Genomic DNA, 24,629 nt, shown 5'->3' with positions numbered 1-24,629 from the left:
GGGGATCGTGCAGGACTCCGCGCTGACCGGCTCGTTCGTGGTCGTGGCCGTACTGGTCGCCGCGACCGCCTTCGGGTTGTGGCGCCGCCGCCGCGACGGTCGGCTGCGCCCGGTGCCGGCCCGACCGGCTCCGGCGGAGGGGCGACCGGCGGTAGCGGAGGGGCGAACGGTGTCAGTGCAGGATCGGTCGGAGCAGCCGCAGGACCGGCCGGCCGACGATCCCGGTGCGCCGGGGATGGTGGTGGACCCCGCCCTGTTGGCGGCGCTCGGCGTACAGCCGGGGACGCCCGCGACCCTGTTGCAGTTCTCGTCGGCGTTCTGCGCGCCCTGCCGGGCCACCCGGCGGGTGCTCGGTGAGGTCACCGGGCTGCTCGACGGCGTACGGCATGTCGAGGTCGACGCGGAGAGCCAGCTCGCCGCGGTCCGGGCACTGAACATCTGGCGTACGCCGACGGTGCTGGTGGTCGACGCGGCCGGCCGGATCGTCCAGCGGGCCACCGGTGTGCCGGGCAAGGCGCAGGTGATCGCCGCGTTGGCGCCCCTGCTCGCCGCTTCCGGTGACACCGCCGGTGGGCGGGACCGGGAAGGCGCCGGCCGGTGACCGCCCGTTTGCTCACCCGACGCCGGATCGTCGACCACGGCCGCCTCTGCACCAGCCTCTGTCGCTGAGCCCGGACCCCGTTCGTCCCGGCTCCCCGGTGGCCGTCAGCGCGCCGCCTCTTCCCCCGACACGCGTCGCCCTCTTACCCGACAGAGGTAAACCATGCTGCTCGACCCTCGCGGTCCCCGGTTCGCCGCGGCCGTCACCACCGTGGTCCTGATCATCGTCCTGCTCACCGGCTCCGGCTGGCTGGCGCTGGCCCAGGCCGCCGTTTTCGCCATCACCGCCGCGGTTCCGCGCCGGGGCCCGTACGGGCTGCTGTTCCGGGCCCTCGTGGCGCGCCGGCTGAGCCCGCCGACGGAGCTGGAACCGGCCGCGCCGGTGCGGTTCGCCCAGGTTGTCGGGTTGGTCTTCACGCTGGTCGCGGCGGCCGGTTACCTCGGCGGCGCGGACGGTCTGGGTGTGGTCGCGGCGGCCCTGGCGCTCGCGGCGGCGTTTCTCAACTCGGCGTTCGGGCTCTGCCTGGGATGCGAGGCCTACCTGGCGTTCCGCCGGCTGAGCGGCCGGGCGATCCCGGCCCGGGTGCCGGTCGACGCGTCCTGACCCCGGTCAGCCGGCCTCGCCACGGGTACGGGCCGGCCCGGTGTACGCACACCGTGGCCGGCCCGAACCGCGAAGCGGTCAGAACTTCGGCGCGTCGGGGGCTTCCAGCAGCCCCAGCCGCAGGGCGGTCATCAGGGCCTGAGCCCGGTTGGCCGCGCCGAGCTTCTCGTAGAGCTTCGAGATGTGGGTCTTGGCCGTCGACTCGCTGACGAAGAGCTGCTTGGCGATGCCGGCCACGCTCATCCCGTCGGCGAGCAGGCGGAGAACCTGCCCCTCACGGGGGGAGAGTTGCGGACCGGACGGGGCCAGCCGGCGCTTCATCGCCTCGGCGAGGTCGGCGGCGGTGAACGCGCTCGGCGACGACGCGGCGTGCCGGGCGGCGGCGACCACCTCGTCGGCCGGGGCGGTCTTCGGTACGAAGGCGCTGGCCCCCGCCTCGAGTGCCCCGAACAACTGGTCGTCGCCCGCGTACATGGTGAGGACGACGATGCCCATGGTGGCGCTGGACTTGCGCAGGGCGCGGGTGGCTTCCAGGCCGCTGCCGTCGGGGAGGCGAAGGTCCATGATCACGACGTCGGGCTGGAGGGCACCCGCCTGGCGGACCCCCTCCGCCGCCGTCGCGGCCTCACCGACGACCTCGAACTGACGGTCCCGTTCGAACGCGTGGCGCAGGCCCTTGCGGATCAGGTCGTGATCGTCGACAAGAAGGACCTTGGTGCGGCCAGCCGGCGTGGGGCTCGTGGTCATGCTCGGGTTACTCCCCTTCTGATGCGGTGACGCTATCGCGCACGTTATCTCGTCGGGGCGTGGTTCCGAGCACCACTGCCACCGTCGTGCCGCTGGGATGCCGTGGACGGATCTCCAACCGGCCCCGGATACGTTCCGCTCTCTCGGCCATGATCGCAAGACCATACCGCCCGTCCGGGCGCTGGTCAGCTATGCCGTGACCATCATCCGACACTTCTATTTGTGCGTACGGCGGGTCCACGGCGCAAGTTACCCACAAATTGGACGCGCCCGCGTGCTTGCGCGCGTTCGTGATTGCCTCTTGCGCGATACGTAACAACTCGGCCTCGGTGGCTGCGGGAAGCCGGGCGGTGGACTCATCGAGGGACAAATGGACACGGAGTCCGCCCGAAGCGCCGACGGTTCGGGCGTACTCGGCCATCGCGGCGGCCAGTCCGCCGTGCCGGTCGACCTCGCTGCGCAGTTCGAACAGGCTGAGTCGCAGTTCCTGGATCACCCGGGTGACCTCGCCGCGCAGCGTACGGAGTTCGCCGGCGGTCTCCTCCGCGCCCTCGGGGAGGGTGGCCATGGCGTTGTCGATGCCGTAGCCGACCATCACGAGTTCCTGGGCCACCCCGTCGTGGATCTCCCGGGCCAGCCGCTGGCGTTCCTCGTTGGTGGCCAGCGAGCGCACCTCGTCGAAGAGCAGCGCGGCCTCCAGTCGGAGCGCGGCGGGTCGGGTCAGCGCGGTCACCCGGCCCACCACGGGGGCCGGGTACGCGGTCGCCGCGTCCGCCTCGATGATCACCAGACCGACCGTGCGTACGCCCGCGACCAGCGGCACCACCAGGGCGGAGACCTCCCCGCCGGGGTGGGACCGGGCCTGCGAGCGGGGGGCGGTCTGCGGCTGCTGGCTGGCCCAGGCGTCGGCGATGGCGGAGTCGGCGTCGAGGGTGGTCTCCCAGTCGACCCGGTCCACGCCGACCTGGGCGAGCACCACCAGTCGGCCGCCGCCGCTGGCCGAGAGGACGGCCGCCCGGTCGGCGCGGGCCACCGCGCGCAACTCCTCCAGCAGGTGCTCGGAGATGCTGCCCGGATCCAGGGTTGCTCCTGGTAGTTGGCGAGCCACGCTCCGGAGTTGGGTGAGCAGTCGGGTCGCCTCGGCGTACGGCTGGGGCCGGCTCTCGCCCCGGAGCTGCCAGATCCGTTGCAGGGTGCCGGCGGCGTACAGACCCAGCGCGGCCAGCACCAGCCACTGGGCGGACACCGCCAGGTAGCCGAGCTGACCGAGGTGCCCGAGCGGCTCGTTCGTGCTGTTGCCGCTGATGAAGCCACCGACGGCGAGGCTGGCCGCGGTGACCGCGAGCAACGCGGCCCCCTCGGTCGAGCGCCGTTGCAGGGCCGCGACGGTCAGCGGTACGGCGAGGTACGGCAGGATCGCCGCCGCCCCCATCCCACCGATCGACGCCTCGGCCGCCACCTGGCTCGCCGCGAAGCCGACGATCACCACCTCGGCGAACCGACCGAGCGGGGCGAGGATCGGATGGTGCGGGGCGAGTACGGCCGGGATGCCGGCGACCGCCAGCAGGGCGATCCAGCGCAGCTGGTCCACCTCGCCGGTGGTGATCAGAGTGAGGATCGCGACCAGCGCGAGCATGACGACGCGTGCCGCCGCCGCGAGCGGATGCGGACGGGGGAGGGCGGGAGTCGAGGCGGGCACCTGACGGATCGTAGTCAGTCTCCGTAGATAGCGGCGATTTCTGCGGCGTATGTCTGGTGTACGACCGCGCGCTTGACCTTCAGTGATGGGGTCAGTTCACCCGTCGCCTCGGTCAGGTCGCGCGGCAGGATCCGGAACTTTTTGATCGACTCGGCGGCGGAGACGGCCTTGTTCGCGTCGTCTATCGCCGACTGTACGTCGGCGGTCAGCGCCGGGTCCTCGCGCAGGTCGGCCACCGGGGTCTCGGTCGGGTGTCCGTGCTCGGCGAGCCACTTCGGCCAGGCGTCCTCGTCGATGCTGACCAGCGCGGCGATGAACGGGCGCCGGTCGCCGACCACCAGGCACTGGCTGATCAGCGGGTGTGCCCGGACCCGGTCCTCGAGCACGGCCGGGGCGACGTTCTTGCCCCCGGCCGTCACGATGATCTCCTTCTTCCGGCCGGTGATGCTGACGAAGCCGTCACCGTCGAGGTTGCCCAGGTCGCCGCTGTGGAACCAGCCGTCCTCGTCGAGCGCCTCGGCGGTCGCCTCCGGGTTGTTCCAGTACCCCTGGAACACGATCTCGCCCTTGACCAGGATTTCCCCGTCGTCGGCGATCCGGACCGAGACACCGGGGAGCGGGCGGCCGACCGTACCGATCCGGATGGCGGTGACCAGGTTGGCGGCGACCGCAGGGGAGGTCTCGGTCAGCCCGTACCCCTCGAGCACGGTGACCCCGACGCCGCGGAAGAAATGGCCGAGCCGGGCGCCGAGCGGGGCGCCGCCGGAGATCGCGTCCCGGCAGCGTCCGCCGAGCGCGGCCCGCAGCTTGCGGTAGACCAGCCGGTCGAAGACGCGGTGCTGCATCCGCAGCGGCAGGCCCGGTCCGCCGGGGGAGTCCAACGCCTCGCTGTACGCGATCGCCACCCGCTCGGCCCGCGCGAAGATCGCACTCTTGCCCTCGGCCGCGGCCTTCTGGGCAGCACCGTTGTAGACCTTCTCGAACACCCGGGGCACCGAGAGGACGAACGTCGGGCGGAACGCCTGCAGTTCGTTGACCAGGTTCTTCGGGTCGGAGCTGTGCGCCAGGGTGGCGCGGGCGTAGATCACACCGACCTGGATCAGCCGGGCGAACGAGTGCGCCAGCGGCAGGAACAGCAGCGTGGAGGCGCCCTCGTTGAACAGGTGCGGGAGCACCGCCACCGCGTTGGCGGCGTCGGCGTACAGGTTGCGGTGGGTCAGCAGGCAGCCCTTGGGGCGCCCGGTGGTACCGCTGGTGTAGATGATCGTGGCGAGATCGTCGGCCCTGACGCCGCGCCGACGGGTCTCGACCTCGGCCGGGTCGATCCGGCCGCCCTCGCCGACCAGCGCGTCCAGGTCGTCGGTCTCGATCTGCCAGACCTGCTTCAGGGCGGGCACCTGGTCCCGGACGCCGGTCAGCAGCAGGGCGTGCGCGGTGGTCTCCACCACGCAGGCCACCGCGCCGGAGTCGGCGAGGATCCAGGCCACCTGTTCGGCGCTGGAGGTCTCGTAGATCGGCACGGTCACCGCGCCGGCCGCCCAGATCGCGTAGTCGAGCAGGGTCCACTCGTACCGGGTCTTGCTCATCAGGCCGATCCGGTCACCGGGGGCGATACCGGCCGCGATCAGGCCGCGGGCGACCGAGACCACCTCGTCGCGGAACTGCCGGGTGGTGATCTCGGTCCAACCGTCCCGGCCACCCGCCGTCGGCGTGTCGGCCGTGCCCCGGGTACGGCGGGCGAACTGGATCGCGTCCGGGGCCACCTCGGCGTTGTCCCAGACCGTGTCGGTCAGGTTCGCCGTGTCGCCGATGGTCGCGACGGGTGGGACGGAGAACTCGCGCACCTGCACTCCTTCGTGCTCGTACTCGACGGCGGGGATGAGCCGCGCGGGCCGGGCCGGATACACGAAACCTACCCGCCCGTCCGGGTCGACCCGCCAGGCAGGCCGGTCGGACGGGAGGGGCCGGGTTGAGCCGGAGGGCCGTGCCGGCCGGTGAACCGGGTAGCCTGCCCCCCATGGCGGACAGCTCCATCCAGTCGATCGTCATCGCCGCGCCCGCGGACCGGGTGTCGGCGGTGATCTGCGACTTCGCGCGCTACCCGGAGTGGACCGACGCGGTCCGCAGTGTCGAGGTGGTCGAGGAGTACGAGGACGGTTACGCCAGCCAGGTCCGGTTTGTCCTGGATGCTGGCGTCCTGGCGGACGAGTACACCCTCGTGTACGAGTACGCCGAGGACATCTCCCGGATCCAGTGGCACCTGGCCGCGCCGTCCCGGATGCAGCAGGCCCAGAACGGGTCGTACGACATCGAGGAGAACGGCGACGGCACCTCCACGGTGACCTACATGCTGGAGGTCGAGCTGTCGGTCGGCATGCTGGGCATGTTCCGCCGCAAGGCCGAAAAGATGATCATGGATACGGCGTTGAAGCAGCTCAAGCGGCGGGTTGAGTCGCTCGATGCGACCAACTGAACCGACCGCGCACGGCAGCGTCACGGGGAGAGGAGGCGGGCATGGCGGCAACCGACCCAACGTCCGCGCGTACGGAGGCTGAGCGCCTGGTCGCCACCGCGCTGGCCGCGGTGCGCCTGGGTACGTCCGGCCGGGCCGGCGGCTTCGGCCCGCTCGGCGACCTGATCACCGGTGTGCTTGGTCACAGCGGTGCCGACCGCCCCACCGGCGGCGGCACCTCCCGGACCGGCGCCACCGGCCACCACGGCGGCCACGGATCCACCACCGGTACGCCCGGCGGCGCCTTCGCCACCGGCTCACCCGAATGCTGCGTCTGCCCGATCTGCCGGGCCATCACCGCGCTGCGCGACCCGAGCCCGGAGTTCGCCGAGCGGCTCGCCACCGGTGCCGGCGACTTCGCCGCCGGCCTGGCCAGCCTGCTGCGGGCCCTGTCCACGGCCACCACCAGCCCGTCGGCCCCCGGCACCCCGTCGGCCCACCCCGGCACCCCGCCACCGCCCACCGGCACCCCGGCAGGGTCACCGGACGCTGCGGCACCGGCGACCGGCACCCCGCCGGAGGCACCGGACCGACCGGCCGGCGCGGCACCCACCCGCCCCGCCGCACCGGCCGCCCGACCGGGGGCGGACGACGAGGTGTGGCGCGGAGCCACCCGTACCGTGCATGATTCGTGGCCGGCACCGGAGCGGGACGTCTGGGCGGCCGCGACCCGCGCGGCAACCGAGACCCGAACCGACCGGACCACCCCGCCCGCCGACGCGGCCGGGACCACCGGCGCGTCCGCGCGGCCGGCGCCGCCCAGCTCCACCGGAGTCGGGCCCGGCGCCGAAGCCACCGGCCCGGCGCCGGTGGTACCCGCCGCCCGGATACCGGGAGAGCCGGCGCTCGCCGACGGCGACACCGGCGACGGGGGCTGAGCGGACCGGGCTGCAGCGACGCAGCGGGACGCGATCGGCCGGTGTGACGCCGGCAGGGCAGGGCACAGACCGGTGTGGTGCCGGCAGAACAGAGCACAGAGGGGAGCGGCGGCGGTGACGCTGACCATCGGAGTCGACGTCGGTGGTACCAAGGTGGCCGCGGGCGTGGTCGACGCCGACGGCAATGTCCTGGTACGGACCCGGCGGGACACCCCCGCCGATGACGTCGCCAAGACCCGCGACGTCATCGTCGAGGTCGTCGCGGAACTGGCCACCGGTCGGGACATCGAGGCGGTGGGCATCGGCGCGGCCGGCTGGATCGACGCCAGCCGCTCGATCGTGCTCTTCGCACCCAACATCGCCTGGCGCGACGAGCCCATCCGCGACTACGTCAGCGCGGCCGTGAACCTGCCGGTGATCGTGGAGAACGACGGGAACGTCGCCGCCTGGGCCGAGTTCCGGCACGGCGCCGCCCGGCACGCGACCGACTCGATGGTGATGCTGACCATCGGCACCGGCGTCGGCGGCGGCATCGTCCTCGGCGGCGAACTGGTACGCGGCGCGCACGGCATCGCCGCCGAACTGGGGCACACCCTGTCCGTACCGAACGGGCACCTCTGCGGCTGCGGCCGGCTCGGCTGCATCGAGCAGTACGCCAGCGGCCGGGCCCTGGTCCGGTTCGCCCGCGCCGGAGCACGTCAGGCCCCGGCCCGCGCCACCCGGCTGCTCGAGATGGCCGGTGGCGAGGTCGAGTCGATCACCGGACCGATGGTGACCAGCGCCGCCCAGGAGGGCGACCCGATCTCCTGCGAGGCGTTCGCCCAGATCGGCCACTGGCTCGGGTTGGGACTCGCCGACATGGTGCAGATCCTCGACCCGGAAGTGCTGGTCGTCGGCGGCGGCGTGGTCGAGGCCGGCGACCTGCTGCTCGGCCCCACCCAACAGGCATTCACCGAAACGCTGGCGCAGCGCTCCCGACTGGCGGTGGCGGAGATCCGTCCGGCCGAGCTGGGCAACACCGCCGGCATGGTCGGCGCGGCCGACCTGGCCCGGCGCCGGTAGCCGACTCGACCCGACACCCGGACCAGGACGAGCGAAGGGGTACCCGTGACGCAGGCAGAACCGTCCGGCGGAGGCGTCGCGGGCGTACGCCTGCGGGTGCTGTCGTACAACGTGCACGGCCAGCGCGACGACGTGGCGGCGCTGGCCGCGACCGTCCGGGAGGCCGAGCCGGACGTCGTGATCGTCCAGGAGGGACCCCGCCGGTTTCGCTGGCGGCACAAGACCGGTGTTCTGGCCGACGCGCTCGGCTTGGTGGTCGGCGGCGGCGGGCTCCCGTCCCTCGGCAACATCGTCCTGACCAGCCTGCGGGTACGGGTACACCGGACCTGGCACCGCCAGTTTCCGCTCACCCCGGGCCGGCACATGCGCGGCGCCGTCTTCGCCGAATGCGCGGTCGGCTCCGCCACCATCGCCCCGTTCGTGGTCGCCGGGTCGCACCTGGGCACCGACCCGACCGAACGTCCCGGACAGGCCGCGCTGCTCAAACGGGAACTGTCCGAACTGCACCTCCCGGTGGTGCTCGGCGCCGACCTCAACGAGAACTCCGGCGGTGCCGCCTGGCGGACCATCGCCGACGGGCTGACCGACGCCGCGGTCGCCGCCGGCCGGGCGGACGCGCGTACGTTCCCGTGTGCCGACCCGCGCGACCGGATCGACGCGCTCTTCGTCGACCCACGGATCGTGGTCACCGGTTACGACGTGGTGGACACCCCGCAGACCCGCCGGGCCAGCGACCACTTCCCGGTCCTGGCCGACCTCCTGCTCCCGGCCCACGTACCCGCCGCCACCAAAGCCTGAGCACCGCGCCCCGCACCACCGGATCGGAAAGCCAACCGCCGTACGTCGATCCGGAGGAATGACCAAACGTTGGGCATCGGGCTGGACAAAGGGTCACGCGAGCCGAGAGGATTCGGCAGCACTCGGCATTCGTGCCGGACAAAAGGAGATTCCCGGTGTCCACCTCCACTGGCCAAGACAGCTCCGAAACGGGCGCGACCCTGCGGTCGGATGGGCGCCCGGTCTACGACCGGGGCGGCACCGTCTGCGTCATCGGCGCCGGTGCCAGCGGCCTGGCCGCGATCAAGAACCTGAAGGAGTACGGCTTCGGCGTCGACTGCTACGAACGGGAAACCAGCGTCGGCGGGGCCTGGAACTGGCGGCACGACCGCAGCCCGGTCTACGCCAGTACGCACCTGATCTCGTCGAAGCCGTTCACGCAGTTCCCCGACTTCCCGATGCCGGACTCCTGGCCGGACTACCCCCACCACAGCCAGCTCCTCGGTTACCTGGAGCGGTACGCCGACCACTTCGACCTGCGCGAAGACGTCTGGTTCGGCACCGAGGTGATCCGGGTCGAACCGGCCGACGGCAACCGCTGGGACGTCACCACCCGCAGCACCGGCGGCTACGGCGCCGAACGGACCTCCCGCTACGCCGCCGTCGTGATCGCCAACGGGCACAACTGGGCCCCGAAGATCCCCGCGTACGAGGGACTCGACGAGTTCCGGGGGCAGGTCATCCACGCGTCGGCGTACAAGGACACGACCCAGTTGCGGGGCAAGCGGGTGCTGGTGATCGGGGCCGGGAACACCGGTTGTGACATCGCGGTCGAGGCCGCCCAGCAGGCCGCCAAGTGCTGGCACTCCACCCGACGCGGCTACTGGTACGTCCCCAAGTACGTGCTGGGCCGCCCGACCGACCAGGTCAACGCCGGACTGGCCAAACTCCCCCTGGGACTGCGCCAGTGGTTCTCCGCCCGTACGCTGCGGCTCACCGTCGGTGACCTGACCCGGTTCGGTATGCGCGCACCCGATCACAAGATCTACGAGACGCACCCGATCGCGAACAGCCAACTCGTCTACTACGTCGGTCACGGCGACATCACCCCCGTACCGGACGTGGCCCGGTTCCGTGGGCACAGCGTCGAACTGACCGACGGGCAGCAGATCGAACCGGACCTGGTCGTGCTCGCCACCGGCTACCTGCCGAAGTTCGAGTTCCTCGACCCGAAGCTCCTCGGCGACGACAACTCCGGCCGCCCCACGCTCTACCTCAACGCGTTCCCGCGCCGCCACCCCACCCTGGCCGTGGCCGGCCTGCTCCAGTCCGACTCCGGCATCTTCCCGCTCGTGCACTGGCAGACGGTGGCGATCGCCCGACGCCTGCGCGTACAGGAGACCGAACCGGACCGGGCCAACGCGTTCGCCGCGCGGGTCGAGGCCGGTGCCGCCCGCCGGTGGAGTTCGGCGAAGGTCAAGGACAGCACCCGGCACTGGTTCGAGATCGGCCACCGGGACTACCTGAGCGAGCTGCAAACCGTCCTCGACGACCTGGAGGTCAGCAAATGAGCGCGGCCGGCACCCGGATCATCCGGACGCGCGACTGGTCCAACCCGGTCCCACCCGTACGCCGCGAGGTGCGCAGCGCCACCCCCGAGGCCGACGAGGGCAAGCCGCCGCTGCTGTTCGTACCCGGCTTCGGTCACGGCGCGTGGGCCTTCGCCGAGCACTGGTTGGAGCACTGCGCGACGCGCGGGTTCGCGGCGCACGCGGTGAGCCTGCGCGGGCACGGCGGCAGCGGCGCGGCGCCGAAGGCGACGCTTCGGGCGTACGTCCATGATGTTGTCCAGGTGGCGGCGAGCCTGCCCCGGCAGACGGTGCTGGTGGGGCACGGCGCCGGCGCGCTCGTGGTGACGCACGCGCTGGCCCGCTATCCGGCCAGGGCCGGGGTGCTGGTCGCGCCGGTGCTCGGCGGCTGGGGCACGTTCGGGGGCGCCCTGCGGCGCAACCCCGCCGGCACCCTGCCGGCGATCTTCGGTGGCCGGCTGCGGCTCAACCGCCGCCAACTGTTCAGCCGCGAACTGCCCGCCGCGACCGCCGCCGACTACACCACCCGACTCGGCCGGGCCACCGCACGCGCCCAGTGGCAACTGCTGCTGCACCGCGACCCCGAGCCACCCGTCGGCAACCCGCCGCTGCTCGTCCTCGGCAGCCCCGACGACCGGATCGTCTCCGCCGCCGCCCTCACCCGCGCGGCCCGCCGCTACGACGCCGCCCCGCTGCTCTTTCCCGGCATGGGCCACGACCTGATGCTCGACGCCCGCTGGCGCGAACCCGTGGACGCCCTCCTCGACTGGCTGGACAAAGACCTCCCCACCCCCTGACCCAAGCCACCCACCCCCAACGCCCGAGCCACTCGAGCCAACCCCACCCGAGCCACTGAGCCAACTCACCCGAGCCACTGAGCCACCCCACCCGAGTCACTCACTGCCAACCCGCCGCCTGCGGACGCAGAACGACCAGGTCAGGTTTCGGGGGGCTGCGTGCCCCGCGGAGAGATCAAGCTTGACCGCTCGGAGCGGGGCACGCAGCCCCCCGAAACCCCCCACAGATCAAGCAGGAGCCAACCGATCAGCCAACGCCCCGGTCTGATCCAAAGACGTGAGATAAGCCCGAGCCCAAGCCCGAATGTCATACGTCCGCAGATGGTCGCGCATCGACCGCATCCGGTCGCTGACATCCGCCGGTGTCGCCTGCAACGCGTGCATCAGGGTCAGTTTCAACCCCTCCAGATCGTGCGGGTTCACCAGATACGCCTGGGTGAACTCCGCCGCCGCCCCGGCGAACTCGCTCAGCAGCAGCGCGCCACCGTTGTCGACCCGGGCCGCCACATACTCCTTCGCGACCAGGTTCATTCCGTCCCGCAGCGGGGTCACCGCCATGATGTCCGCGATCCGGTAGAGCGCCGCCAGCTCCGTACGGTCGAACGGCTGGGTCAGGTAGTGGATCGCCGGCTCGCCGACCCGCCCGAACTCCCCGTTGATCCGGCCGACCTCGCGTTCCACCCGCTCGCGCAGGACCTGGTACTGCTCGACCCGTTCCCGGCTCGGCACCGCCACCTGGACCATGACCGTGTCCCGGACCTTGATGTGGCCGTTGGCGATCAGCTCGCTGTACGCCTTGAGTCGCTGCTCGATGCCCTTGGTGTAGTCCATCCGGTCGATGCTGAGGATCACGTGCTGCGGGTCGCCCAGGTCACCCCGGAGCCGGCGGGCCCGCTGGACCACGTCCGGGCGGCGGGACAGTGCCTCCATCTCGGCCATGTCGATGGAGACCGGGAAGGCGCCGATCCGGACCACCCGGTCGTCCACCGCGATCCGGCGGTCGGTGGCGGGCAGCTTGAGCACCTTGGACGCGAGCTGGGCGAAGTTGTGCGCCGCCTGGGCCCGCTGGAAGCCGACCAGGTCGGCGCCGAGCATGCCGAGCAGCAGTTCGGCCCGACGGGGCAGTTGCATGAACAGCTCGGGTGGCGGGAACGGGACGTGCAGGAAGAAGCCGATCCGCAGGTCCGGGCGGAGTGCCCGGAGCAGGCCCGGTACGAGTTGCAGGTGGTAGTCCTGCACCCAGACCACGGCGCCCGGTTCGGCGGCTTCCGCGGCGGCTTCGGCGAACCGCTGGTTGACCCGTTGGTAGGCCTCCCACCAGCGGCGGTGGTAGACGGGCTGCTCGACCGCGTCGTGGTAGAGCGGCCACAGGGTGGCGTTGGCGAAACCCTCGTAGTGGTCCCGCATGTCCTCGTCGCTGAGTGGTACCGCGTGCATCCGTACGCCGTCGATGTCGGATACGGCGGGGGCGGGGCCACTGCCGCCGGCCCAGCCGACCCAGACCGCCGGGGTCTTCTTCAGGATGGGATGTAGGGCACCGACCAGACCACCGGGACTACGACGCCACTCACAGGCGCCGTCGAGCGCCACACCGTCGTCAACCGGTAGCCGGTTGGCCACCACCACAAGCGGACTCTGTCGCATTCGGGCACCTCGTTCCGAGCGAGGCGACCACCGCGAATGATGCGCGATCGGGCAGTCGTGAGGGGGAGTGAGGAGAGGTGACGTACAGGGGTATTCCTACTGACATCAAGTTACACGAGTGTTACGCGCGCACGCTGTGTGCGATCAATCTCACTATTTGCCTGTTACGGGTTCAGACCACCGCACCGTCGTCGGGGTCGTCGTCCTCCTCGTCGCCCGAGCGCAGGCGCCAGATCAGGGTGACGAACCCGCTCAGGATCCCGGTGAAGCCGATCAGCGTGACCAGGCCCCGGTCGATCGGCAGCAGGCTCGGGAAGACGAAGAGGATGAAGCCCAGGACAACCGCGAGCACCCCGGCCACGGCGTACTTGGAGACGTGCGGCAGTGGCGGCGGGGGCGGGGGGATGTACCGGTCCTCGGTGCCGTCGGGCAGGTCCGCGCCGAAGGTGTCCAGCCCGTCGAGCAGGGAGCCCTGGTCGGACCGGGGGTCGAGGGAGATCCCGGAGATGTCGGTGGCGGACTGGAGCGGCCGTACCTCGGTGGCCGGTCCGGCGCTCTCCTGGCCGGTCCGGGTGGTGGTGCCGGTGGCCGAGCCGGTCTTGTCGACCGGCTCGTCCACGCTCACGTCCTCGGCCGCCGGCCACGGCCGGGCGCCCTCGGTCACGTCCGCGTGGTAGCCGGCGACGATCCGGGCCCACTCGGCGTCCACGTCCGGATCGGGGCGGGACGGCGTCGGGCTCGGCGTGCCCTCGTCGGCGAGTTGGGTCAGGTAGTCCCGGGCGGTCGCGAGGTGGGTCCGGTCGACGTAGAGCCGGTCGGTCGGTCGCGCCGGCACCGTGGTGGTCCGGGTCACCGGGTTGAGGTCGGCGGAGGGCTGGAGGTAGGCGGCGATGCCGCCGGCGGCGAGGACGTCCAGCAGGTGTTCGCCCACCCGTGGGTCCACGTCGCCAGCGACGGCGTATTCGGTCGCGTCGAGCCCGTTGTCCCGCCGCCCTCGGCGGGCACCACCCGGTGACACTGGATACCCTCCCTCACCGGCGCGTGCGCGCGCCCGACCAAGACCCCCGTCGCGCGCGATCGCGCGTGCCGTGCCTTGAATCGTGACACGGCAGGCGCGGGTTCCGGGAGTGCGTTGTGGCGCGCCGTACTCGCTTCGTAGGCTCATTCCCGACAGATCCCCCCGTGGGGCGGGGCGGCGTACGCGCTGAATCCGGTCGGGACCGACGCTCGTGCTGTGCCGACTGATCGGGAGCCGGGTCGGATCGGATCCCCCCCCCGTTCATGATCGAGTGAAAAGTGACCTTCGTCGCAAAGGCCGAAAACCTCACCGGTGGGGGTGCGAGCGGCCCTTCTCAGGAGGCGAGGACCGGGGACCACCCGCCCGCGCCACCCGGGTTGCCGCCCAGCCGGAGCAGACCGGGCGCCTGGTTGCGCAGCGCGAACGCGCGTACCTCGGCGAGCGTGACCTGCGCGGTCGCCCGCTCGCCCGAACGGCTCAGCTCACCTCCGGCCAGCGCCAGCGCCAGCATCCGGTCGGTCACGTCCGGGATCTGCGCGTAGATCTCCGCGGCAGCCGCGTAGAGCTGGGCCGCGCGGTGATGGTCACCGTCCGCGGCGGCCACCGCGGCGGTCACCGTACGCAGCGCGGCCTCCGCCCACGGCGTACGGTGCGTGACCCGGTCCAACATCCCGCGTACGCGTACCGCCTGGTCCCGCCCGGTCAGCGCGGCGGCGTACGCGGCTGCGGTGATCCACTCACCGCTGGCCAGGGCGGGTACGGGGGCCCAGGTGTCGGCCAACTCGTCGATCAACTCGACCACGTCCGCACTGCGCCCCTGGAGGGCTCGGCAGAGGGCGGCCGGCCCCAGCACGGTCCAGTGCAGCCGGTGGAACCCGCTGCGACGGGCCGTCTCCAGCGCCTCGGCGATGTCGTCCGCCAGCGGCACCGGCTGACCCCCGGCCGGTACCGACACCGGCTGAGCCGGTACGGCCTGCGGCCCGCTCGGCTGCGCCGCCCCGCCCGCCGCCGCCCCGCCCGCCGCGGTGGCCGTACCCGATGGCAGGGCGGCCTGGGCGGCCCGGTTCGCCAGGCTGTCCCGGCCGCTCGGCACCGGTTCGCCGCGCAGCACCCGCAGGCAGGCGCGCAGCCCCCGGACCTGCATGTCCCAGCGGCCCTCGTCGGTGTCGACGAACGCGTCCGCGGCGGCGAGGAGCTTGCCGAACTCGCCGTTGAAGTACGCCCGCATCGCCTCGCCGGAGTAGCCGGTGGTCAGCGTCTGCTCGTCGCCCTGCTCGGCCGCGGCTGCGGTGAGCATGGCGTTGGACTGGACCCAGTCGCCCTCCTCGAGCATCGCGTACGCGAGGTTCTGCATGGCCCGGGTCAGGGCCTGGAGCTTGTGCGTCCGGCAGAACTGCACGGCGGCGTGCAACTCGTCCAGACCGGTCCGGTCACCGGCGTAGTACCGGGTCGACGCCATGGTGATCCGGGCGTTGGTCTGCGCCTCGACCAGACCGAGCCGTTCGGCGATGTCGGCCGCGGCACCGGCGGCGGCGAGCGCCGGGTCGCGTTCCATGTTGAGCATGTGCAGCCGGCCGAGTTCGGCGTACGCCTCGGCCTTCTGCTCGCTGTCGGGCAGCGCGTCGAACAGTTCCACCGCCCGGTCCAGGCAGGCCAGCGCCGCCGCCCGGTCGGCACGCAGCCAGGCCGCGTGCCCGAGCAGGGTCCAGGCGCGGGCGGCCGAACCCTGGTCGTTGATCGCGTACAGCCGGTCGGCGAGCGCGGTCAACTGTTCGGTCCCGCCACCGGACAGGAACGCCCGCCCGTCCCGGAAGAACGAGATCTCGGTGCTGAGCAGTTCCAGTTGCAGCCGGTCCAGCTTGTCGTCGAGGCCGGCGAGCAGGAGCGCCTTCGCCGCGTGGCTGGCCGCGGCGTCGAGGGCGTGCAACGCGTACGCCCGGCGGGCCGCCCGGTGCAGCGCGTCCCGTGCGGCCGGGGCGTACCGCTCGGTGTCCACCCCGAGGGTGCCGGCGATCTCGTGCGCCGCCCAGCGGTGGTGGGCGAGGACCTCGGCCAGGTCGGTGTCCCGGCTGCGCGACAGCGCGTCCAGCCAGTCCGCCGTACGTTCGTGCCGGGCCACCCGCTCGGTACGCGGCAACCGCTGGTAACAGACGTCGCGTACCAGCACGTGGCGGAACCGGAACTCCGGCTGACCGGCCATGATGGACCCGGCCTGCTCGTGGACGAAGTCCCGCTGCTCCAGCCGGCGCAGGGCCCGCTCCACCGACTCGACCGGCTGGCCGAGCGCCGAGGCGACCGCACCCGGCCAGAACTGCATCCCGACCACCGACGCGGCCAGCAGCACCGTACGGTCGGTGACGTCGAGCAGGTCGACCCGGTTCGCGATGACCGCGTGCACGCTGTCCGGCATCGGCAGGTCGTGCTGCTTCTCCAGCGACCACCCCCGCCCCGACTGCCGCAGCGCACCCTGCTCGATCAGCATCCGGACGTACTCGTACGCGTAGAGCGGGTTGCCGTCGGCGACCTCGACCAGCGGGCTGAGCATGTCGGCGGAGAACGCGGCCTGGCCGAACATGTGCGCGTAGAGCGAGGCGATGCCGGTGTTGCGCAGCGGCGGCAGGTTGATGGTCAGCGACGAGGTGATGCTCGCCGCCCAGCTCGGTTCCCGGTCGACCAGTTCCGGCCGTGCGGTGCAGAGCAGCACCAGTGGTACGTCGCGGGCCGACGCGCCGAGCAGTTCCACGAAGCGCAGCATCGCCTCGTCCGCCCAGTGCAGGTCCTCGAAGACCAGTACCGTCGGCCGCCGGGCGGCCAGCGCCACCAGCAACCGCCGCCAGGCCGACTCGGTCTCCTCCACCGGCAGCGCCGGCCCCGGCAACCCGACCAGGGGGCGCAGCGCGTCCACCACCCGGGCGGTCTCGCCGTTGGTGGCGACCAGTTCGCTGACCGCCGACTCGAGTCGTTGGGCGGCGACCGACGCCGGGTCGGTGTCCAGGATCCCCGCCTCGGACTTCACGATGTCGGCGAGCGCGGCGAAGGTGACGTTCTCCCCGAACGGTGGGCAGCGCCCGGTACGCCAGGTGACCGGTTCGTCGATCAGCCGGTCAGCGTGCCGGAACAGCTCCCGGACCAGCCGGCTCTTGCCGATGCCGGCCCGACCGAAGACCGTGACCACCTGCGGGATCTGTTCCCGGACCGATCGGTGCAGGGCGTTGACCAGCAGGCCCAGCTCGTGTTCCCGGTCGATCAGCGGGGTCGAGTCGAGTTCCCGGTCCGGGTGCTGTCGGCGTACCGGCGCCAGGGCCAACCACACCTCGGTTGGCGACGACCGCCCACGCAGCGTCACCGGCGGCTGCTCGTCGTACCGGATCGCGTCCTTGGTCAGCAGGTACGTGTTGCCGCAGACGAGCACCCCGCCGGGGGGTGCGACCGACTGCATCCGGGAGGCGGTGTTGACCACGTCACCGGCGACGATCGCCTGACCGCCGTCGCGGGCGGCGGCCACGTCCACGAGGGCCTCACCGGTCGACACCCCGACCCGGAACCGCAGTCCACCGGCGTCGGCGGGGGCGAACCGGGCCAGTACCCGCTGCAACTCCAGCCCGGCCCGGACACACCGCAACGCGTCGGTCTCGGTCGCCACCGGCGCACCGAACAACGCCATCACCGCGTCCCCGATGTACTTCTCCACCACCCCGCCGTACTGACCGACGACTCGGCGGGCGGCGGAGAAGAAGCTCGTCTGCATGCCGCGGACGAGTTCCGGGTCGGCCCGCTCCACGTACGGGGTGAAGTCGATCAGGTCGACAAAGAGGACACTGACCCGCCGCCGGTCCTCCTGTGCGGTGGTCGCCGGCCGGGTCGCCCCGCCCGGACGGGGTTTGCCGCAGGAGGTGCAGAACGCCGCGTTGGTGGCCAGCGGCCGGTCGCAGTGCGGGCAGGCGGGCACGAGTTCGTTGCCGCAGCCGCCGCAGAAGCGGTCTTCGGCTGCGGCGATCCGGCCACACTTGGCACACGGAGCGGAGATAACGTCCTCCTACCGCAGTCGGGTCGGGATGGGTCGTGCTGCCGCAACCAGATGGGAGCGCCAGCCGAAGCACTGGTGGCGAACCGGTCGTGTCGCTGCCCGGCTTGCGGTGTGCTGGCCGGGTTGCGGCTTGCTGGCCGTGTTGCGGGGTGCTGGCCGTGTTGGTCGCCAACGCCGAGTATCGCCGGTCCGCGCCAGTGTCGGTAACCGGGCTGTTGGCTAGCAGACACTCGTTCGGCCGGCTGACCCGAGCGCCTGCCGGCTACAGTCGGGCAGCCAAGTGATCGAGCGATGTTAGGGAGATTCGTCGATGGTGTACGTCCAGCTGGCACAGGGGTGGACCGACGACGCGGGTGTCAACCACTCCGCGGGCGCGATGGTCGATGTGGACGCCGCGACGCTGGCCCGGCTCCAGGCCGAGGGAATCGTGGGCGAGGCGGGCGGCGGCTCCGGTGGCGGCGGCGCCGACACCGACTGGGTCGGACCGACCAGCACCAAGCCCTGATTTCCGGGCTGCCGCAGCACAGCAGCGGGAACCGTGGGGTTCCGCGGGTCGCCGAGAGCGACCGGCGGGCCCCACGTTCCGTTCGGCCGGAATGTGTACGCCGATCAGCGGTCGGACATGCCCGCTCGGCGGCGCAACGCGGCCACATCGGTTACCACGATCCGGCGCCCCTCCGTACGCAGCCAACCCCGGCTGGCGAAGGAGCCGATCGCCTGGTTGACGCTCTGCCGCGAGCCGCCGGCCATCTCCGCGAGCTGACTCTGGTTCAGCTCGATCGTGATCATCGGCGCCTGGCTCTCGCCGGCCAGCCGGACCAGGGTCTTGGCCACCCGGCCGGGCAGGTCGAGGAAGACGTGGTCGGCGTTCTGTTCGGTGAGCCGGCGGATCAGGCCGCCCAACGACCGCATCACCGCGTCGAGGATGCGCGGGTTGGAGTGGACCAGCTCCATGAAGGCGCCCCGGGACAGGGCGAGTGCGGTGCAGTCCTCGATCGCCTCGGCCGACAGGGAGCGGGTGGAGGCGTCCAGGAGGGACACCTCGCCGAGTACGTCGGGCGGCCGGATCACCGACAGCACGGCACGCTCGCCGGTCGGTGCCGTACGGAAGACGACCACCGCGCCGCGACGCAGCACGATCAGTGACTCGCCGGGGTCGTTCTCGACGAACAGCAGTTGGCCCTTGCGATAGGTGCGCGGGACCGCGGCAGCGATCACCCGCTGCCGTACCTCCGGTTCGAGGCCGGCGAACATCTGCACACCCGTGAGCGCGTCACCCGGCTCCGGCAGGCGAACCTCCAAGGCTCAACCCCTCACAGTCTGCTTTCGGTCGAGGCTCTCGCCCCCGAGAGCAACATGATCTGACACCGGATGACCCGTCCGGTAGCGGTACACATCAGATCATGACGGTCCTGTCGCGTGCTGTACACCCCTCGAATCGCTTCTGTGACAGTCCTGCGTCCTGGCGACCGGCATTCTTGTGCTCAGATCCGCCGCTGGGTGGGGGCTGTACGGGGGCGTGGCGGATTGGGGTCGCGGGGTGCCGCGACCGGCCGGACGGCGAGCGTGCTGCGCCCGTCGTCCGGCCGGTCGCGTGAGCGGCGGGGGACGGGCCCGGTGGCAGCCGGGCGACCGGCCGGCGGCACGACCGGTGACCCGCGCGGGTGACGGGTACGCCCCCGGCGCCGGACCCGTCGAGTGGGTGAGCGAGGATGGCGGGGATGGTTTACCGCTATTTCTACGACTGCGAATTCATCGAGGACGGCCGGATCGTCGACCTCGTGTCGATCGGCGTCGTCGACGAGTACGGCCGGGAGTTCTACGCCGTCTCCACGCAGTTCGACGACTCCCGAGCCGTGCCCTGGGTCCGCCGCAACGTGCTGGACAAGCTGCCGTCCCCCGGTGACCGGGTCTGGCGCTCCCGGGAGCGGATCCGCGACGAGCTCTACGAGTTCCTGACCGAGCCCGTACGCGGCCGTCCGGACGAGAAGCTGGAGCTGTGGGCCTGGTACGCCGCGTACGACCACGTGGCGCTCGCGCAGCTCTGGGGGGCGATGCCGGCCCTGCCCCGGGAGATCCCCCGGTTCACCAAGGACCTGCGGCAGCGCTGGGACGACCTGGGGCGCCCGCCGTTGCCGGACGCGGCGGCCGAGCGGCATGACGCGCTGGTCGACGCCCAGCACAACCTGGCCCGGTGGCGGGCCATGGGCGGCTGAACCCGGTCGATGCCGGCCGGGCCGACGGCTCCGCCCGAAGGTCGACCGGGGTCCCTCCCCGCCCGTGAGGCGTGCTGGCTTGCCTCCGGCGCGACGACTACAGTGCGCATTGACGGCCCGCCCCGGGCCGGCAACGACGCCGATGGTCTGACGTGACTTCGCTCCTGGGGCTGAATTGGGCTTACCTGAAGCTCCTGGAGGATGAGCAGATCATGCGTATCGGCGTGCTCACCGGCGGCGGTGACTGTCCGGGTCTGAATGCGGTGATCCGAGCGGTCGTGCGTAAGGGTGTCGCTACCTACGGTCACGAGTTCGTGGGCTTCCGCGACGGCTGGCGCGGTCCGCTGGAGGGGCTGACCAAGCAGCTCGGCATCGACGAGGTGCGGGGGATCCTGCCGCGCGGCGGGACCATCCTCGGCTCGTCCCGGACCAACCCGTTCAAGATCGAAAACGGGGTCGAGCGGATCAAGGACAACCTTGCCGCGCAGGGCGTCGACGCACTGGTCGCGATCGGCGGCGAGGACACCCTCGGCGTCGCGACCAAGCTGACCGAACTCGGCGTCCACGTGGTCGGCGTACCGAAGACGATCGACAACGACCTCAACGCGACCGACTACACGTTCGGCTTCGACACCGCGGTCAACATCGCGATGGAGGCGATCGACCGGCTGCACACCACCGCCGAGAGCCACCACCGCACCCTGGTGGTCGAGGTCATGGGCCGGCACGCCGGCTGGATCGCGCTGCACGCCGGCCTGGCCGGTGGCGCCAACGTGATCCTCCTGCCGGAGCGGCAGTTCGACGTGGAGCAGGTGGCCACCTACGTCGAGAAGCGGTTCCAGAAGCAGTACGCCCCGATCGTGGTCGTCGCCGAGGGCGCACAGCCGCTGGACGGGCAGATGGTGCTGCACAACCAGGAGCTGGACTCCTTCGGGCACGTCCGGCTCGGCGGCATCGGGCAGTGGCTGGCCGGCGAGATCGAGGCCAAGACCGGCAAGGAGGCCCGTACGGTCGTGCTCGGGCACATCCAGCGCGGTGGCACCCCGACCGCGTTCGACCGGGTGCTCGCCACCCGGCTCGGCCTGCACGCGATCGACGCCGTGAACGAGGGCGACTGGGGCAAGATGGTCGCCATGCAGGGCACCGACATCGTCCGGGTGCCGCTGGCCGAGGCGACCCGCGAGCTGAAGACCGTGCCGATCGAGCGCTACGAAGAGGCCGAGGTCTTCTTCGGAAGCTGATCGGCCACGTACCACCCGGGCCGGGGTGGACTCCGCGAAGCTGGTTCCAGCCAGCGGAGACCACCCCGGTTCGGTGCGACCGGAACCGACGAGGGGGGAACCAGATGGCACCGGGTGCGCACACGGTGGCCGTGATCGGCACCGGGAAGATCGGTGAGCTGATGCTCTCCGGGTTGCTCCGGGCCGGTTGGCCGGCGGGCCGGCTGCTGGCCACCACCCGGCGGCAGACCCGGGCCGAGGAACTCGCCACCCGGTACGGGATCCGGGTGGTGGACAACCTGACCGCCGTCGCCGAGGCCGACGTGCTCGCCATCTCGGTGAAGCCGCAGGACGCGGGCACGCTCCTGGACGAGATCGGCCCCAAGGTGCCGGCCGACAAGCTGGTGATCTCGCTCTGCGCGGGCCTGCCGACGAGCTTCTTCGGGCGGCGGCTCCCGGAGGGGACCCCGGTGGTCCGGGTCATGACGAACACCCCGGCCCTGGTCGACCAGGCGATGACGGCGATCTCCGCCGGTCCGTACGCGACCGGGGCGCACCTGAGCCTGGCCGAGGAGATGTTCACCCCGCTGGGCTCGACCATCCGGGTGCCCGAGTCGCAGCAGGACGCCGTCACCGCGCTCTCCGGCTCCGGACCGGCCTACTTCTACCTCCTGGTCGAGGCGATGATCGACGCCGGCATCCTGCTCGGGCTGCCCCGGCAGGTCGCCCACGAACTGATCGTGCAGACCGCGATCGGCTCGGCGGTCATGCTCCGGGACTCCGGTGAACATCCGGTGAAGCTTCGGGAGGCGGTCACCTCACCGGCCGGCACCACCATCTCCGCGATCCGGGAGTTGGAGAAGCACGGCGTACGCGCCGCTCTGCTCGCCGCGCTGGAGGCGGCCCGGGACCGGGCCCGGGAGATCGCCGCGCAGAGCGACTAGCCGGGCTCGGGGTCGCCCCGGTTCGACGGTCGGTGGCCCATACTGTCCGGTGTGTTCACCCTCGCCCAGGCCAGATACCTGATCGCCACCCTGCGCCCCCGGATCGACGAGCTGATCCTGCTGCGCGCCGACCTGGCGGAGCTACGGGCCGATCTGGACGGCGGCGGGCTCAGTCCGCTCGGTGGCGTACCGGAGGTCAAGGCCCTGGAGGCCCGGCTGCACGGCATCCTGGAGGAGCTCAACGAGCACGAGATCCAGGTCAAGGGCTTCGCCCCGGTGCTGCTCGACTTCGTCGGGGAGCGGGAGGGCCGGCAGGTGCTCTGGTGCTGGCTGGAGGGTGACGACGACATCCGCTGGTACCACCGCGCCGACTGCGGCTTCCAGGGTCGTCGCCGGCTCTGACCGGGTCCCGGTTCGGCGAGCCCTCGGCCTCACGGGGCGGCGACGGCGTAGACGACCAGGTTGTCGCGGTAGTGGCGGGTGTCGCGGTCGAAGGTGCCGGCGCAGGTGATCAGGCGCAGCTCCGGGCCGGGGGTCGGGCCGTACACCTCGGCGGTGGGGAACTCGTCCTTCTTGTACCGGCTGGTGGCCACCACCACGAACGGGATCGAGCGTTCACCGTCGAGCACCTCGATCCGGTCGCCAGCGCGCAGCTCGTACAGGCGGTAGAAGACCGCGGGGCCGGTGGTCGAGTCGACGTGTCCGGCGATCACCGCCGGGCCGGTGTCGCCCGGTGCCGTACCGGCGCCGAACCAGCCGGCCCGGGCGAAGTCCGCCGGCGCGGCCAGTTGCCCGGACCGGTCCAGGCCGAGCACCTCCAGGGACGAGTCCACGCCGATGCGGGGGATCCGTACCCGGCTCGGTGGGCCGGCGGGTGGGGTGGACGGTTCCGGTTGCGCCGGTCGGGCGCCGATGGGCGGTTGCGGGCCGAAGGGCGGTAACGCATCGGTAGGCGGGCAGCCGGTGGCGCAGCCCGCCCGCCACACCACGGCCGTGGTCGCGGGCCCGGCACCGGCCAGGCCCAGCCCGGTGCCGGTGATCAGGGCGAGCACCAGGACACCGAGTCCGAGCAGCGCCAGCCCGGTCCGCCGGGGCAGGCCGCCGGCCGGTCCCGGCCCGTGCGGGTCGCCGAATGCCCCACCCACGCCGGCCGGTCCCGGCCCGTCCGGGTCGCCGAGGGCACCGCCCACGCCGGCCGGTCCCGGCCCGTCCGAGTCGCCGAGTGCCCCGCTCACCGCGGGCACCCGGTTCCCGGTTGTCGTCCGTACCCCGAAGTGGGGCCACCGCCCACGGTGCCGCCTGATCCCGGCGGCACGCGTGGGCGGCGCGGTGTTCACCAGGTACGCCGCGCGCGGCGCCGGAGCAGCAGCACGGTTGCCGCCGCGAGCACGACCAGCAGGGCACCGGCCGCGACGGCGGCGATCAGCGGGTAGGTCCGGCCGGGGTCCTCGCTCGCCTCCGACGCTTCGAGCCCGACCCGGTCCTGGGCGCCAACCCCTTCCCGGGCGCCGCCCGCGCCGGTGTCCACCCCGCCGGCCGGCACCACCTCGCCGCCCCGGGCGTCGACCCGCAACTCGGTGGTGAGCCCGCCCTGCTCGGCGTCGAGCACCAGGAGCGAGTAGACCGTCCCGGCGGCGAGCCGTACGTCGGCCGTGGTCGGGGTCCCGCCGGCGCTGTTCAGTCGCAGCTTCCACGAGCCCGGCTCGACCTGGGAGTACGGGGTGGTGGTGGCGAACTGTACGGCGTCGGCGATGGTGGGCCCGTCCGCCGCGGCGACGTCGATCACGGGTGCCCGTACGGAGGCCTGCACCACGCGTACCTTCGCCCGCCCCCTGGCCGGCGCGCTGATGTCGTCGTCGAGGACCCGCAGCCCCAGGTCGGCGTAGCGACCCACCCCGGCGACCGTGTACGCGTCCCCGGCGGTCACCGCCACCTCGGTGGTGAGCACCGGTTGGGCGGTCGCGGGGGCACCGGCCTGGCGCATCGCGACCGCGTACCGGCCGACCGGCAGGGTCAGGTAACCCGAGACGACCCCGTACCCGACCGCGGGGAAGACCCGTGGCTCGTCCGAGCCGGTGGCCGTGCCCAGGTAGACGTCGACGGCCGGGGTGTCCGGGGACAGGTGGGCGAGCCGGACGTAACCGACCCCGGCGGCGCCGGCCGGCTGGGCCGCGACCGTGCTCAGACCCGCTCCGAGCAGGGTCGCCGAGGCGATCGCCAGGATCCGTCGGAGCGTACGGGCGTGCGGTCGGGACGAACGCATACTGCCTCCCTGGTACGGCGAGCGCCGATCGA

General features: G+C 72.2%; 22 protein-coding genes. 13 read left to right on the top strand and 9 right to left on the bottom strand.

Annotation, left to right across the window (positions count from 1 at the left end; genetic code table 11):
* Positions 1-7 precede the first annotated feature (7 nt).
* Together ACWEFB_RS32900 and ACWEFB_RS32895 are read left to right on the top strand one after the other, a co-directional pair.
* Positions 8-601: a TlpA family protein disulfide reductase gene (locus ACWEFB_RS32900; RefSeq protein ID WP_452291715.1), complete on the top strand. Its 594-nt coding sequence runs from the start codon at positions 8-10 to the stop codon at positions 599-601.
* Positions 602-763: 162 nt separating this feature from the next.
* Positions 764-1,204, top strand: a complete 441-nt coding sequence (locus tag ACWEFB_RS32895) for a DUF4395 domain-containing protein (protein WP_452291713.1) — start codon at positions 764-766, stop codon at positions 1,202-1,204.
* Between the two features lie 78 nt (positions 1,205-1,282).
* Here the strand turns inward: ACWEFB_RS32895 and ACWEFB_RS32890 are convergent, their stop codons facing one another.
* The 3 genes from ACWEFB_RS32890 to ACWEFB_RS32880 are packed head-to-tail and all read right to left on the bottom strand — an operon-like array spanning position 1,283 to position 5,494.
* On the bottom strand, positions 1,283-1,951 hold the full coding sequence (locus ACWEFB_RS32890) for a response regulator transcription factor (protein ID WP_121155899.1): 669 nt from the start codon (positions 1,949-1,951) through the stop codon (positions 1,283-1,285).
* Positions 1,952-1,958: 7 nt separating this feature from the next.
* Complete coding sequence (locus ACWEFB_RS32885) at positions 1,959-3,650, bottom strand: sensor histidine kinase (RefSeq protein ID WP_452291711.1); 1,692 nt, start codon at positions 3,648-3,650, stop codon at positions 1,959-1,961.
* 14 nt (positions 3,651-3,664) lie between these two features.
* Positions 3,665-5,494 carry an AMP-dependent synthetase/ligase gene (locus ACWEFB_RS32880; RefSeq protein WP_452291709.1) on the bottom strand — a complete coding sequence of 610 codons (1,830 nt, stop codon included), beginning with the start codon at positions 5,492-5,494 and terminating at the stop codon, positions 3,665-3,667.
* A gap of 173 nt (positions 5,495-5,667) precedes the next feature.
* On the opposite strand from ACWEFB_RS32880, the gene ACWEFB_RS32875 reads away from it, so the two are divergent.
* The 6 genes from ACWEFB_RS32875 to ACWEFB_RS32850 all read left to right on the top strand — a co-directional run bounded on the left by ACWEFB_RS32875 (position 5,668) and on the right by ACWEFB_RS32850 (position 11,265).
* A complete protein-coding gene (locus ACWEFB_RS32875) occupies positions 5,668-6,123 on the top strand; it encodes an SRPBCC family protein (protein WP_452291707.1) in 456 nt (151 codons plus the stop codon).
* 41 nt (positions 6,124-6,164) lie between these two features.
* On the top strand, positions 6,165-7,040 hold the full coding sequence (locus tag ACWEFB_RS32870; RefSeq protein ID WP_452291705.1) for a hypothetical protein: 876 nt from the start codon (positions 6,165-6,167) through the stop codon (positions 7,038-7,040).
* Between the two features lie 114 nt (positions 7,041-7,154).
* Positions 7,155-8,102, top strand: coding sequence for an ROK family glucokinase (locus ACWEFB_RS32865; protein ID WP_452291703.1), 948 nt, complete (start codon positions 7,155-7,157; stop codon positions 8,100-8,102).
* A 45-nt stretch (positions 8,103-8,147) separates the two neighbouring features.
* Complete coding sequence (locus ACWEFB_RS32860) at positions 8,148-8,900, top strand: endonuclease/exonuclease/phosphatase family protein (RefSeq protein ID WP_452291701.1); 753 nt, start codon at positions 8,148-8,150, stop codon at positions 8,898-8,900.
* Positions 8,901-9,055: 155 nt separating this feature from the next.
* Positions 9,056-10,450 carry a flavin-containing monooxygenase gene (locus tag ACWEFB_RS32855; RefSeq protein ID WP_452291699.1) on the top strand — a complete coding sequence of 465 codons (1,395 nt, stop codon included), beginning with the start codon at positions 9,056-9,058 and terminating at the stop codon, positions 10,448-10,450.
* On the top strand, positions 10,447-11,265 hold the full coding sequence (locus ACWEFB_RS32850) for an alpha/beta hydrolase (protein ID WP_452291697.1): 819 nt from the start codon (positions 10,447-10,449) through the stop codon (positions 11,263-11,265). The genes ACWEFB_RS32855 and ACWEFB_RS32850 overlap by 4 nt, the downstream gene beginning before the upstream one ends.
* Before the next feature lie 228 nt (positions 11,266-11,493).
* Here ACWEFB_RS32850 and ACWEFB_RS32845 read toward each other — a convergent pair whose 3' ends face one another.
* The 3 genes from ACWEFB_RS32845 to ACWEFB_RS32835 form a co-directional block, all read right to left on the bottom strand.
* Positions 11,494-12,909, bottom strand: a complete 1,416-nt coding sequence (locus tag ACWEFB_RS32845) for an alpha,alpha-trehalose-phosphate synthase (UDP-forming) (protein ID WP_452291695.1) — start codon at positions 12,907-12,909, stop codon at positions 11,494-11,496.
* 172 nt (positions 12,910-13,081) lie between these two features.
* Entirely contained in the window at positions 13,082-13,927 is an 846-nt protein-coding gene (locus ACWEFB_RS32840) for a DUF308 domain-containing protein (protein WP_452291693.1), read from the bottom strand.
* 334 nt (positions 13,928-14,261) lie between these two features.
* Positions 14,262-17,924, bottom strand: a complete 3,663-nt coding sequence (locus ACWEFB_RS32835) for an adenylate/guanylate cyclase domain-containing protein (protein ID WP_452291737.1) — start codon at positions 17,922-17,924, stop codon at positions 14,262-14,264.
* Between the two features lie 340 nt (positions 17,925-18,264).
* Between ACWEFB_RS32835 and ACWEFB_RS32830 the strand changes: the two genes are divergently transcribed.
* Positions 18,265-18,459, top strand: coding sequence for a hypothetical protein (locus ACWEFB_RS32830; protein WP_326556696.1), 195 nt, complete (start codon positions 18,265-18,267; stop codon positions 18,457-18,459).
* 104 nt (positions 18,460-18,563) lie between these two features.
* Here the strand turns inward: ACWEFB_RS32830 and ACWEFB_RS32825 are convergent, their stop codons facing one another.
* Positions 18,564-19,256: a Crp/Fnr family transcriptional regulator gene (locus tag ACWEFB_RS32825; protein ID WP_326556697.1), complete on the bottom strand. Its 693-nt coding sequence runs from the start codon at positions 19,254-19,256 to the stop codon at positions 18,564-18,566.
* A 419-nt stretch (positions 19,257-19,675) separates the two neighbouring features.
* On the opposite strand from ACWEFB_RS32825, the gene ACWEFB_RS32820 reads away from it, so the two are divergent.
* From ACWEFB_RS32820 to ACWEFB_RS32805, 4 genes are all read left to right on the top strand, one after another.
* Positions 19,676-20,170: a polyadenylate-specific 3'-exoribonuclease AS gene (locus ACWEFB_RS32820; RefSeq protein ID WP_326563211.1), complete on the top strand. Its 495-nt coding sequence runs from the start codon at positions 19,676-19,678 to the stop codon at positions 20,168-20,170.
* Positions 20,171-20,382: 212 nt separating this feature from the next.
* Positions 20,383-21,411, top strand: coding sequence for a 6-phosphofructokinase (locus ACWEFB_RS32815; protein ID WP_326556698.1), 1,029 nt, complete (start codon positions 20,383-20,385; stop codon positions 21,409-21,411).
* Between the two features lie 104 nt (positions 21,412-21,515).
* Positions 21,516-22,334 carry a pyrroline-5-carboxylate reductase gene (gene proC, locus ACWEFB_RS32810; RefSeq protein WP_452291690.1) on the top strand — a complete coding sequence of 273 codons (819 nt, stop codon included), beginning with the start codon at positions 21,516-21,518 and terminating at the stop codon, positions 22,332-22,334.
* A 51-nt stretch (positions 22,335-22,385) separates the two neighbouring features.
* Positions 22,386-22,736, top strand: coding sequence for a DUF2203 domain-containing protein (locus ACWEFB_RS32805; protein WP_326556700.1), 351 nt, complete (start codon positions 22,386-22,388; stop codon positions 22,734-22,736).
* A gap of 29 nt (positions 22,737-22,765) precedes the next feature.
* Here ACWEFB_RS32805 and ACWEFB_RS32800 read toward each other — a convergent pair whose 3' ends face one another.
* Positions 22,766-23,569 (bottom strand): class F sortase, encoded by an 804-nt coding sequence (locus ACWEFB_RS32800; RefSeq protein ID WP_452291688.1) that lies wholly within the window; start codon positions 23,567-23,569, stop codon positions 22,766-22,768.
* A 98-nt stretch (positions 23,570-23,667) separates the two neighbouring features.
* Positions 23,668-24,597 carry a DUF4397 domain-containing protein gene (locus ACWEFB_RS32795; protein WP_452291686.1) on the bottom strand — a complete coding sequence of 310 codons (930 nt, stop codon included), beginning with the start codon at positions 24,595-24,597 and terminating at the stop codon, positions 23,668-23,670.
* Between the last annotated feature and the right edge of the window lie 32 nt (positions 24,598-24,629).

The organism is Micromonospora sp. NPDC004704 (assembly GCF_053601675.1).
Note: the sequence above shows the minus strand (reverse complement) of the source record. Positions and strands in the feature narration are given on the sequence as shown.